This is a genomic window from Streptomyces sp. NRRL S-31 (assembly GCF_000718775.1).
GTDB lineage: Bacteria > Actinomycetota > Actinomycetes > Streptomycetales > Streptomycetaceae > Streptomyces.
The window spans coordinates 60,827-72,672 of sequence record NZ_JOCB01000010.1; the positions used below are offsets into that span (position 1 = coordinate 60,827).

General features: G+C 74.8%; 9 protein-coding genes. 4 read left to right on the forward strand and 5 right to left on the reverse strand.

All coding sequences use genetic code 11. The annotated features are described in order from the left end of the window. Window positions 1-26 precede the first annotated feature (26 nt). From IF37_RS0106775 to IF37_RS0106795, 5 genes are all read right to left on the reverse strand, one after another. Entirely contained in the window at window positions 27-2,792 is a 2,766-nt protein-coding gene (locus IF37_RS0106775; protein ID WP_063886364.1) for a non-ribosomal peptide synthetase, read from the reverse strand. Window positions 2,793-2,872: 80 nt separating this feature from the next. Next, window positions 2,873-3,697 (reverse strand): SDR family oxidoreductase, encoded by an 825-nt coding sequence (locus IF37_RS0106780; RefSeq protein ID WP_030737713.1) that lies wholly within the window; start codon window positions 3,695-3,697, stop codon window positions 2,873-2,875. 9 nt (window positions 3,698-3,706) lie between these two features. Beyond that, window positions 3,707-4,411 carry a thioesterase II family protein gene (locus IF37_RS0106785; protein ID WP_030737715.1) on the reverse strand — a complete coding sequence of 235 codons (705 nt, stop codon included), beginning with the start codon at window positions 4,409-4,411 and terminating at the stop codon, window positions 3,707-3,709. A 94-nt stretch (window positions 4,412-4,505) separates the two neighbouring features. Beyond that, entirely contained in the window at window positions 4,506-5,306 is an 801-nt protein-coding gene (locus IF37_RS0106790) for an ABC transporter permease (RefSeq protein ID WP_030737719.1), read from the reverse strand. After that, window positions 5,303-6,217: an ABC transporter ATP-binding protein gene (locus IF37_RS0106795; protein WP_079165590.1), complete on the reverse strand. Its 915-nt coding sequence runs from the start codon at window positions 6,215-6,217 to the stop codon at window positions 5,303-5,305. The genes IF37_RS0106790 and IF37_RS0106795 overlap by 4 nt, the downstream gene beginning before the upstream one ends. A gap of 257 nt (window positions 6,218-6,474) precedes the next feature. On the opposite strand from IF37_RS0106795, the gene IF37_RS0106800 reads away from it, so the two are divergent. The 4 genes from IF37_RS0106800 to IF37_RS0106815 are packed head-to-tail and all read left to right on the forward strand — an operon-like array spanning window position 6,475 to window position 11,844. Beyond that, window positions 6,475-8,256 carry a fatty acyl-AMP ligase gene (locus IF37_RS0106800; protein WP_253915670.1) on the forward strand — a complete coding sequence of 594 codons (1,782 nt, stop codon included), beginning with the start codon at window positions 6,475-6,477 and terminating at the stop codon, window positions 8,254-8,256. Continuing rightward, window positions 8,253-9,896, forward strand: coding sequence for an acyl-CoA dehydrogenase (locus IF37_RS0106805; protein ID WP_030737727.1), 1,644 nt, complete (start codon window positions 8,253-8,255; stop codon window positions 9,894-9,896). The genes IF37_RS0106800 and IF37_RS0106805 overlap by 4 nt, the downstream gene beginning before the upstream one ends. Further along, the gene (locus tag IF37_RS0106810; RefSeq protein ID WP_030737732.1) at window positions 9,893-11,593 is read left to right on the forward strand and encodes an acyl-CoA dehydrogenase; all 1,701 of its coding nucleotides are present in this window, start codon (window positions 9,893-9,895) and stop codon (window positions 11,591-11,593) included. Before IF37_RS0106805 ends, IF37_RS0106810 begins: the two co-directional genes overlap by 4 nt. Then, window positions 11,590-11,844, forward strand: a complete 255-nt coding sequence (locus IF37_RS0106815; RefSeq protein ID WP_030737735.1) for an acyl carrier protein — start codon at window positions 11,590-11,592, stop codon at window positions 11,842-11,844. The genes IF37_RS0106810 and IF37_RS0106815 overlap by 4 nt, the downstream gene beginning before the upstream one ends. Window positions 11,845-11,846: the final 2 nt, after the last annotated feature.

An 11,846-nucleotide genomic window follows, 5' to 3' on the forward strand; every position in this document is an offset into this window, starting at 1 on the left:
TCCGCCGGGGCACCGCGACGCCCGGGTCAGCCGGCCGTCCCCTCCCGCGTCGTCAGGTCCGCGAGCAGCGACCGGACGGTGGGGCGGCGGTACAGGTCCCTCAGCCGGACGGCGGGCAGCCCCTCGGCGCGCATGGCCGTGCCGATGCGGATGGCGAAGAGCGAGTTGCCGCCGAGTTCGAAGAAGTCGTCGTCCGGGCCGACGGGCACGCCCAGCACCTCGCTCCACACCGCGCTGAGCCGGGCGGTGAGGCCGTCGTCGGCGGCGGGTGGGGCCTCCGGTCGCGCGGCCCGCGCCAGGACGGGATCCGGCAGCCGGGACGGGGCGAGTTTGCCGTTGGCGGTCAGCGGCAGGGCCGGGAGCACCGTCACCGTCGCCGGCACCATGTACGCGGGCAGGATGCCGGCCGACCGCGCGCGTATCCCGGAGGCGTCGCCGTCGTCGGTGAGCACCACGTACGCGTCGATCCGCGCGGTGGCGGCGTCGGCCGGGTCCTCGCGGCGGACCACCACGGCGGCCGCCCGGACCCGTGGGTCCTCCAGGAGCACCGAGCGGATCTCGTCCGTCTCGATCCGGAAGCCGCGCACCTTGACCTGGGTGTCCAGGCGGCCGAGGTGGTCCAGTGTGCCGTCGGGCCGGAGCCGCCCCCGGTCGCCGCTCAGGTAGAGCGTGCCACCGGTGAACGGGTCGGGTGTGAACCTCCGGGCGGTCAGCTCCGGCTGGCCGAGGTAGCCCAGGGCGACCCCGGCGCCGCCGACGCGGATCTCCCCGGCGACCCCCGGCGGCAGCAGCCGGCCGGCCGGATCGGTCACGTACAGGTGCCAGCCGGGCAGTGCCGTACCCACCGAGCGGGTGGCGGCCAGGGCCAGCCGACGGGTGAGGGTCCGCGCGGTGACGTGGACCGTCGTCTCGGTGATGCCGAACATGTTGACCACCCGGCAGCCGGACTCCGGGTGCCGGTCGAACCAGGGCAGCAGCATCCGCGCGTCCAGCGGCTCCCCGCCGAAGACCACGAGCCGCACGGACAGGTCCGTGTGGTCCACCTCCAGCAGCTGGGCGAAGGCGGAGGGCGTCTGGCTGAGGACGGTGACGCCCTCCGTCCGCAGCAGGTCACGGAACCGGTCCGGCTCCCGGGAGACGTCGTGCGGTACGACGACGACCCGGCCCCCGGTCAGCAGGGCGCCCCAGATCTCCCAGACGGAGAAGTCGAACGCGGCGGAGTGGAAGAACGTCCACACGTCCGAAGGGCCCAGCGCGTACTCCTCGCGGGTGGCGTCGACCAGCGCGACCGGGTTGCGGTGCGGGACCACGACCCCCTTGGGCCGGCCCGTGGACCCCGAGGTGTAGATCACGTACGCCGGGTCCTCCGGGCCCGCCGCCGACCGCGGCGCCCCGCCCCCGCCGGTCGCGATCAGCTCGCCCGGGGAGACGGCCTCGGCCCCGGTGCCCGCCGGGAACCGCGCCGGGTCGGTGACGACGACGGAGAGGCGCGCGTCCCGCACGGTGTGCAGCAGCCGCTCGGCGGGGTAGGCCGGGTCGGTGGGCACGTAGGCGGCGCCCGCCTTGACCACGCCGAGCAGGGTGACGACGAGTTCGGCCGTGCGCTCCAGACACACCCCGACCCGGTCGCCGTCCCGTACCCCGCGTGCCCGCAGCCCGCCCGCCAACCGGTCCGAGCGCTCGTCGAGTTCGCGGTAGGTCAGCCGCACGGTCCCGTCGGACACGGCCGCCGCCTCCGGGACCCCGGCCGCGACCCGGCGGAACGCCGCGTGCAGTGTGTCCGGGGTGGTGACCAGGGCGGCGGACGGACGGCCCAGCGCGACGACCCGGGCCTGTTCCGCCGCGTCCAGCAGTTCGGTCTCCGCGACCGTCCGGTCCGGGCGGCGCAGCACCTGCCGGTGCACCTCGGCCAGGTGGCGGACGAACTGCCGCGCCATCTCGGGGGATATCCGGCCGGGCAGGTGATCGCAGCGCAGTCGGCGGCCTCCGTCGTCCTGGTACACCGACACGGTCAGCGGGAACGGCGGTGCCAGGCACGGCACGTACGTTCCCGTGCCCGCCGCCCCGTCGTGGAGCAGCCCCACGACGGCCGGCCGGTCCGTCGGCAGCGTCTCCAGCGAGCCCAGCGGCCCGTCCGGGGACACGGTCACCGCACCCCGGAGCGTGCCGATCACCGGCGCCTGCTCGGGGTCGTAGTGATGCAGGGTGACGGCGAGCGCGGTCAGCCAGCCGCGCTCGTCCCCTGGCCCGCCACCGGGTGCGTCGTCCGGTGTGCGGCCGGGTGAGTCGGTGGGTGTCGCGGGTTCCGGTCCGCCGCCCGGTCCGTCACCGCCGCCCGGTGCGCGGCCCGGTTCGCCGCTCGGTGCGTCGTCAGGCTCGCCGGCCGGTGCGTCGTCGGGGAGGGTGATCCAGAAGGCCGCCGGGTCGGCCGGGTCGGCCGGGTCGGCCGGGTCGTCCTCGGGCAGGCCCCACGGCGGACCCGAGGCGGCCACGGGCACGTCCGCCGGCGGGGGGCCGGCGGGCGGTCCGGGGTCCGCCCCCGCGGACAGCCGCAGCAGCGCCGCGCGGTCGAACACGTCCCGCCGCGCCACCAGGACCAGGTCCGCCGCACCGTCCGCCCAGCGCAGCAGCACGGCGCGGAACGGGTCGGCGGGCCTGCCCAGTTCGAGGGCGCGGCGACGCTCCGCCGCGGGGTCCGCGGCGGACACCGGGACGTCCTCCACCCACAGCCGGCCGGCCGGTACGCCGGCCAGCCGCGCGGCGAGCGCCGAGGTGTCCACCTGCCCGGTCATACGGACCCGGACGGCGTGGCACCGCGCCCCCGTCCCGACTGCTGAACCCCTGTTGCCTCGCACGGGAAGTCCCTTCTGCCTCAGCGGGCGGTGAAGCCGCCGTCGACGGTGAGCACCGAACCGGTCACCTGACGGGCGTCGTCGGAGGCGAGGTAGACCACGGCGGCCGCCACGTCCTCCGGTTCGATCAGCGCGTTCATGGGCTGCGCCTCGGTGAACGCCTGCTCGTGTTCGCCGACCGGGACGTCCAGCGCCCGGGCGATCTCGGCGAGCATCCGGCCCTCGGCCGAGGTGTCGTCCCGTACCGAACCGGGGCAGACGGCGTTGACCCGTACCTTCAGCGGCGCGTAGTCGAGGGCGGTGGCCTTGGTGAGGCCGATGACGCCGTGCTTGGCGGCGACGTACCCGGCGAAGTGCCGGTAGCCGACCAGCCCGGCGGTGGAGGCGATGTTGACGATGCTGCCCGAGCGCTGGTCGCACATCACCCGGCCGGCCTCGCGGATCATCCGCCAGGCCCCGGAGAGGTCGACGTCGATCATCAGCGCCCACTCCTCCTCGCTGATCTCGTGGACCCGCTTGCCGGACGGCGCCGCGATGCCGGCGTTGTTGACCACGACGTCGATCCGGCCGAACCGGTCGTGCGCGGCCGCCACCGCCTCCCGTACCGAGGCCGTGTCCCGGATGTCGGCCGCGGCCGTGAGCACGGCGGAGCCGGCGGCGCGGCACAGGGCCGCGGTGTGGTCGAGCTGGCCGGGCGAGCCCAGTGGGTAGGGGACGCCGGGGAGGTCGGCGCAGACGTCGAGGAGGACGAGGTCCGCGCCCTCCGCGGCGCAGGCCACCGCGGTGGCCCGGCCGAGCCCGCGGGCGGCCCCGGTGATGACGGCGGTCTTGCCGGTCAGACGCATGGCGCTCCTTCAGAGACTGCCGACGATCAGCCGCAGCAGGGCCGGCGCGCGCTCGGTCAGGTACATGTGGCCGCCGGGGATCTCGACGTACTCGAACTCCCGGCCGGCCACCTTCGCCCAGCCGGCGGCGTCGTCGGAGCCGACCAGGGTGTCGTGGGTGCCGCGGACCGAGGTGACGGGCGCGTCCAGCGGCAGGTCGGTGCTCGGCGTGTAGCTCTCGTGCAGGGCGACGTCGGCGCGCAGGGTCGGCAGGATCAGCTCCCGCATCTCCGGGTCGTCCAGCGCCTCGTGGCTGTAGCCGGCGAACTCGCTCACCCGGGCCAGGAACGCGTCGTCGGGCAGCCCGGTCGCCCGGCGCGGACGCGGGGTGCCGGGCTCGGGGGAACCGCTGACGAAGAGCCGGACGAGTTCCAGCTCCGGTGCGGCGCGGACGCGGTGGGCGAGTTCATAGGCGAGGACCGCGCCGAGACTGTGGCCGAAAAGAGCTATTCGGCGTCGCTCGCCGAGTTGCGTGACAAGGTCCCGGAACAGTCCTTCCGTCGCTTCTCCGACTTCTCGGTAGGGCGCCGCGTCGATGAGCCGTTCGCGCCCGGGCAACTGGAGCGGGAGGACGTCCAGCGCGTCGTTCAGTTGTGACCAGGGGCGGAAGAATGAGGCGCCCGCTCCGGCGAACGGAAGGCATACGAGTGTGGTGCGTCGGTCTTCTGGGGGCACGGCGGATCGCTTTCGGGGGTTTCGGGGGCGGACGGGATCGGCGGACGGGTCGAATCAATCCGGAATTCACCCGCGGGCGGTGTGCGGGTCACCGTCACGCTCGCGTTCTGCCGCGGTAGCGCGCGGTCGCGAGGGTCGTGAAGACCGCGATCAGTCCCGCGGACCACAGCAGCAGATAGGGGGTGGGGTGGTCCACGGGCCAGCCGCGCGGCCGGGAGAAGCCCGGCGGGACGGGGGTGGCGAACTGCTCCCGCAGCGCGTTGGACAGCGCCGTGATGGGACTCCACGCGGCGACCGTGGCGAGCGGTCCCGGCAGGCTGGCGCTGGAGACGTAGCCGGAGGAGACGAAGCTCGCCGGGAACATCCAGATCAGGCCGAGGCTGGCGGCCACCTGGACGTTGGGCGCCACGACCCCGACGAACGCGCCCACCCAGGACATGGCGAAGGCGAAGCAGAAGAGCAGCGCGTAGCCCGCCGCGATGTGCGGGAGCCCGCTGTGCGGCCGCCAGCCGAGCGCGAGTCCGCACAGGGAGGTCACCAGCACGCCGGCGGCGCACGTGGTGAGGTCGGAGAGGGTCCGGCCGAGCAGCAGGGCCACCCGGGAGATGGGCAGGGCGCGGAACCGGTCCACCGTGCCCTCGTGCAGGTCCTTGGCCAGGCCCAGGGCCGTGACGGCGGTGCTGAAGGTCACCGTCTGGGCGAGCAGCCCCGCCACCATGTACTCCCGGTACACCGCCCCGCCCAGGCTGTTGCCGAAGACGTAGCCGATGAGCAGCGCGAACATGACCGGCTCGACCAGGCTGCCCATCAGGGCGGTCGGGGTGCGGCGCAGGTGGAGCAGATTGCGCCGGGCGAGGTGGGCGCTCTCCCGGCCGGCCCGCAGCAGCGCGTTCACCGGGTGACCGCCGGGTGCGGCGGACGGGCGGTCAGGCCGAGGAACACGTCGTCGAGCGTGGCCCGGCCCAGTCCCACCTCCAGCGCCTCCACCCCTTCGTCCGTCAGCACGGACAGCGCCCGTGCCAGGGCGGACTGCCCGTCCGTGACGGCGGTCTCGACGCGGCGGCAGCGGCGGTCGACCGTGGGGGAGCCGCCGGCGGCGGTCGCGGCCCGCACGGCCGCCGGCACCTCGTGGTCTTCGGCGACCACGATGACCAGGCGACTGCCGGCGGCGGCCTTCAGCGCGTCGCCGGTGCCGGCCGCCACGACCCTGCCCCGGTCGAGCACCGTGATCCGGTCCGCGAGCCGGTCGGCCTCCTCCAGATACTGGGTGGTGAGCAGCACCGTGGTCCCGCCCGCCGCCAGTTCGGCGACCGCGTCCCAGGTGTCCAGCCGGCTCCTGGGGTCCAGCCCGGTCGTCGGCTCGTCCAGGATGACCAGCGGCGGAGAGCCCACCAGCGCGGCGGCCAGGTCCAGCCGCCGGCGCATACCGCCGGAGTACGTCTGCGCCATACGGCCGGCGCTCTCCGTCAGCCGGAACCTGTCGAGCAGTTCACCGGCCGTGCGCCGGGCCGTGCGCCGGTCCATGCCGCGCAGCCCGGCGATCAGGGACAGGTTCTCAGCTCCGGTCAGCATGCCGTCGACCGTCGAGTACTGCCCGGCCAGCCCGGTCGCGGCCCGCACCCGCGCGGGGTGCGCCACGACGTCCCAGCCGGCCACCGTCGCCACTCCGGCGTCGGGGCGGAGCAGGGTGGCGAGAATGCGGACGAGCGTCGTCTTGCCGGCCCCGTTCGGGCCGAGCAGCGCGAGGATCTCGCCGGCTGAAATGTGAAGGCTGACATCCCGTAAAGCCCAGATGTCTTTGTGCATTCTTTGTAATCCCTCGACGACCACCATAGGTTCATCTTCTTCGGGGTTCACGGGAGGCCCACTCGTTTTGCGTGCAGAAAAGCAGTGCGGCGGGAACGTAACAGGTTCCGCGTGGAAGGTGCAACGGGCATTCGAAGCGGAGACTAGTGATTTCCCTAGTCGGTCCCTGCTTAGTCTCCAGACGCTGGTTCCGGCGCTGATTCCGGGTGCCGGCACGGTCAGTCGACCCTTCTGAACATCTGGGTGGTGCTTTTCGCGTGAATGGCGCTCTGGCGTCCGGTGCCGACCTCGTGTCCGTTCTCAGGGAACGCGCCGGGAGCACGCCGGACAGAAATGCGGTCATCTTCGTGCGGGACCCGCGGGCCCGCGAGCACGTGTCCCTCTCCTACCCGGAGCTGGACGCCCGGGCCCGCTCGACCGCGGTGTGGCTGGCCCGGCGCACCGAGCCCGGCGACCGGGTCCTGCTGCTGTACCCGCCGGGCGTCGAGTTCACCGCCGCGTTCTTCGGCTGCCTGTACGCCGGGCTGATCGCGGTCCCCGGCCCGCTGCCCGGACGCTACCGGCACGAACGCCGGCGACTCGCCAAGATCGCCCGGGACGCCCGCGCCACCATCGTGCTGACCGACCGGCGCGGGCTGCCGGAGATCGAGAAGTGGGCCGCCGACGAGGGCCTCACCCACCTGGTCGCCCACCCGACCGACGAGACGGACGGCGACCCCGGCGCCTGGCGCCGTCGGGTGCCGGCCGACCCCGAGGCCGTCGCCCTGCTCCAGTACACCTCCGGCTCCACCGGCAGCCCCAAGGGCGTCATGGTCCGGCACCGCAACCTGCTGGCCAACGTCGACGCCGTGGTGCGCTCGCTCCGGCTCTTCCCCGGCCACCGTCTCGGCGGCTGGATCCCGCTCTACCACGACATGGGCCTGATCGGCCTGATGCTCCCCGGCGTCCTGCGCTGCGACGGCTACGTCCAGATGGACCCGATGGCCTTCCTGCGCCGCCCGCACCACTGGCTCTGGATGATGGACGCCTACGACGTCAACGGCACCGCCGCGCCCGACTTCGGCTACGAACTCTGTCTGCGCCGGGTCACCGACGATCAGTGCGCCGGCCTCGATCTGAGCGGGGTGCGCGCCGCCGTCGACGGCTCCGAGCCGGTCCGCGCCGCCACCGTCACCGCCTTCGCCGCGCGCTTCGCCGCCGCCGGGTTCCGGTCCGACGCGCTGGTCCCCATGTACGGACTCGCCGAGTCGACGCTGCTCGCCGCCGGCAGCAGCGGACGGCCGCCGTTCGTGGTCGCCGCGGACACGGCCGCGCTGGAGGCCGGTGTGCTGCGGCGCGCCGCACCCGGCACGCCCTCCCGGGACCTGGTCGGCTGCGGCGCCAGCGTTGGTCCGCCGGTCCGCGTCGTGGACCCGGACAGCGGCGAGGTGCTGCCCGACGGCAGGATCGGGGAGATCTGGCTCGACGGGCCCAGCGTCGCCGCCGGCTACTGGGCGAACACCGGGGCCACGCGGGCCGCCTTCGGCGCCGTCACCGCCGACGGCCAGGGCCCCTGCCTGCGCACCGGCGACCTCGGCGGGCTGCTGGACGGCGACCTGTTCGTCACCGGCCGCCGCAAGGACGTCCTGGTGCTGCACGGACGCAACCTCCACCCGCAGGACATCGAGGCCGAACTCCGCGCGCAGCACGAGGAACTGGCCGGTCTGCACGGTGCCGCCTTCACCGTCGGCTGGGACGACGGAACCGGCCCCCGGGAGTCGGTCGTCGTCCTGCACGAGATCAGGGGACACTGGGGCGCCGAGCGGATGAGCGAGCTGGCCGCCGCCGTGAAACTCACCGTGGCCCGGGAGTTCGGCGTACCGGTCGGCGCGGTCCTGCTGCTCAGGCCCGGCGGTGTCCGCCGTACCACCAGTGGCAAGGTGGAGCGTGCGGCGATGCGCGCACGCTATCTGGAGCGCGCCCTCGAACCCCTGCTGACCAGCGAGGACCCCCACCTGACCGCCGCCCTGGGCGACGCCGCGCAGCGGGAGGCGGGATGATCCGGGCCGCGGCACTCGAAGCCGTCCTCGCCGGGCACGGGTCGGGCGCCTTCGCCGCGACGGAACTGGAGGCGCTCGACGCCCGCGAGGAGTTCCCCGCGGACGCGGTCGCCGTCCTCGACGACACCGGCCTGGCGGCCTCCTACGTCCTCACCCCCGACCGCGACTTCCCCGCGCTGGTCGCCTTGATCCGCACCGTGGCCCGCCGCGACCTGACCGTGGCCATCGCGCACGGCAAGACCTTCCTCGGCTCCGTGCCCGTATGGATCGCCGGCACCCCCGCACAGGCCCACGGGCTCGCGGAACGGGTCCGGGCGGGCCACCCCGTGTGCTGGGGGCTGACCGAACGCGACCACGGCAGCGACCTGCTGGCAGGCGAACTCACCGCCACCGCGGAGCCCGCCGGGGGCTGGCGGCTCGACGGCGAGAAGTGGCTGATCAACAATGCCGGCCGGGCCCGCCTCGGCTGTGTCCTCGCCCGCACCGCACCCGCCGGCGGCAGCCGCGGCTTCAGCCTCTTCCTCGTCGACCGCGACGCACTGCCGCCCACCGCCTGGCAGGTGCTCCCCAAGGTCCGTACGCACGGCATCCGCGGCGCCGACATCAGCGGTTTCGTCCTGCGCGACGCCCGGGTGCCCGCCGACGCGCTGATCGGCCGGCCCGGCGACGGCATCGCCGTCGTCCTGAAGTCCCTCCAGCTCACCCGCACCGCCTGCGTCGGGCTCTCCCTGGGCGCCGCCGACCACGCCCTGCGGCTCGCCCGGGACTTCACCGCGCGACGCGAACTCTACGGACGCCGCCTCGGCTCCCTCCCGCACGTCCGCCGCATCCTCGGCCGCGCCGCCGCCGCCGTGCTCACCGCGGAGGCCGTGAGCATCCTGGCCACCCGCTCGGTGCACGCCCTGCCCGGTGAACTCTCCGTCAGCTCCGCCATCGCCAAGGCGTACGTCCCCACCACCGTGCAGGCGACGCTCGGCCGGCTCGCCGAGGTCCTCGGCGTCCGCGGCTTCCTCACCACCCCGCCCGGCGGCGGCTTCGCCAAACTGGAGCGCGACCACCGCATCTGCGCCATCTTCGACGGCAGCACGGTCGTCAACCGCGCCGCGCTCCTCACCCAGATGCCCCGGCTGGGCCGGCTGCTGCGCCGGGGCGACGTCGATCCCGGCGCGGTGCGCGCCGCGGCCGACCCCGCCGTACCGCCCGCCCCGTTCGACCCGGCCCTCCTCACCCTCACCTCGGCCACCGGATGCAGCGTCGTGCAGAGCCTGCCCGCCGTCGTCGAGGAGATCCGCGCGCAGGGGCACCCGGCGCTGACCGCGCTCGCCGAGGCCGTGCTGGCCCGCGGCCGCGAACTGGCCGCCGACACGGCCGGCTTCGTACCGGTCGGCGGCGGACTGCCCGGCGCCGCGTTCACCCTCGCCGAGCGGTACGAGCGGCTGTACGCGGCCTCGGCCTGCCTGCACCTCTTCCTGCGCCGCCCCGGCCGCCCGGCCACCCCCCTGGACGAGGAGGCCCGCTGGCCGCGCGCCTGCCTCGCCCACCTCCTCGACCTGCCCGACGACCCGGCCTACGACGAACTCGCCCGGACCGTCGCCGACTGGACCGGACCCGGCTTCGGCCTCCTGGACGGTGAACTGTGACCACGGCCGTACCCGAACGCGCCGCCGCCCTCGACCGCCTGCTCGGCGACCCCGCCGACCAGGCCAATCCCGTCGGGACCCGCGCGGTCCTCGACGCGGACGAACGCGGGGAGACGCCGGCGGCCGGCGAGCGCGCCCTCGACGCCTACGGCCTCAACGCCGAATTCGTCCCGCCCGGGCACGGCGGCCGGCTCACCCGGGCCGACCACCTCGTGGAGGTGATGCGCGCCGTCTACCGCCGCGACCCGGTGCTCGGACTCGGCTACGGAGCCGCCTCGTTCATCGCCGGCGTCCACGTCTGGACCGCGGGCGACCGGGAACAGGCCGGGCGGGTAGCCGATGTACTGCTCGCCGGCCACAAGGTCGCGGTGGCGTTCCACGAACTCGCCCACGGCAACGACATGAGCCGCACCGAGTTCACCGCGGCGCCGGACGGCGAGCGGCTGCGCCTCAGCGGGCGCAAGGAGGTCGTCACCAACATCAGCCGGGCGCGGGCCCTGGTCGTCCTCGCCCGGACCGACCCCCGGCCGGGCCCCCGCAGCCACTCCCTGGTGCTCGTCGACCGGGCCGCCCTGCCCGCCGGCGCGATCCGCGACCTGCCCCGGTTCGGCACCGTCGGCATGCGCGGCCTCCAGCTCGGCGGCCTGGAGTTCGACGCCGTCCCGGTACCCGGCTCCGCGGTTCTCGGCCCCGTCGGCAGCGGACTGGAGACCGCCCTGAAGGCCCTCCAGATCACCCGGACCACCCTGCCCGCCATGGCCTCCGGCGTGCTGGACACCGCGCTGCGCACGGCCCTCGACCACCTCGGTGCCCGCACCCTGTACGGCGGCACGGCCCTCGGCATCCCGCACGTCCGCTCCGTGCTGGCGGGCGTCTTCGCCGACCTGCTGCGGGCCGAGGCGGTCGGCGCGGTCGGCACCCGCGCCCTGCACCTGGTGCCGGAGTCCGCGAGCGTCTACTCGGCCGCCGTCAAGTACACCGTCTCCAAGCTGCTGCTGGACGCCGTGGACCGGCTCGCCGAACTGCTCGGCGCCCACTTCTACCTGCGCGAAGGACCGACCGCGCTGTTCCAGAAGCTGCTGCGCGACCTGGCTCCGGTCGGCTTCGGGCACATCGCCCGGGCGGCCTGCCAGATGAGCCTGCTGCCCCAGCTCCCGCTGCTCGCCAGACGCTCCTGGACCGGCGGCACCCCCGCCCCGGACGCGCTGTTCGACCTGGACGCGGAGCTGCCGGCGCTGCGCTACGACCGGCTGGCCCTGCACGCCGCGGGCCGCGACCCCCTCGCCGCCTCGCTGGCAGCGGCACTGGACGGCCCCTGGGACGACCGGCACCGGCCGCTGCGGGCCGCCGCCGAGGCCGACCAGGCCGAACTCGGCGAACTCGCCCGGACCTGCGCCGCACTGCCGGTCACCGAGTGGGGCGTCGACGCCTCGCCCGGCACCTACGACCTCGCCCACCGGTACGGCACGCTGCTCACCCGCGTCTGCTGCCTCCAGCTCCAGCGCCACACCACCGACCCCTTCCTGGCCGACCCCGCCTGGGTGCTGGCGGCCGTCCACCGCACCCGCCGGGAGTCCCCGCCGCCCGGCCCGGTCGAGGACGCGCTCCTCGGCGAACTCCTCCGCCGCCACCGCGACCACCGCTCCTTCGGCCTCGCCGCCCGCCCCCTGCCGCACCGAGAAGAGACCACACGATGAGTTCTGGCACCCGAGACATCCGCACCTGGCTGACCGAGCGGGTGGCGACCTATCTGCGCCGCGCGCCCGAGGAGATCGACACCGCCGTGCCGATGTCCGAGTACGGGCTGGACTCGCTCACCGCACTGGCCGTCTCCGCCGACATCGAGGACGAGTTCGGCCTCGTACTGCCGCCCGAGACGACCTGGGACCACCCCACCATCGACCAGCTCGGCGCGGCGCTCACCGCCCTCATCGAGGAGAAGGCCTGACC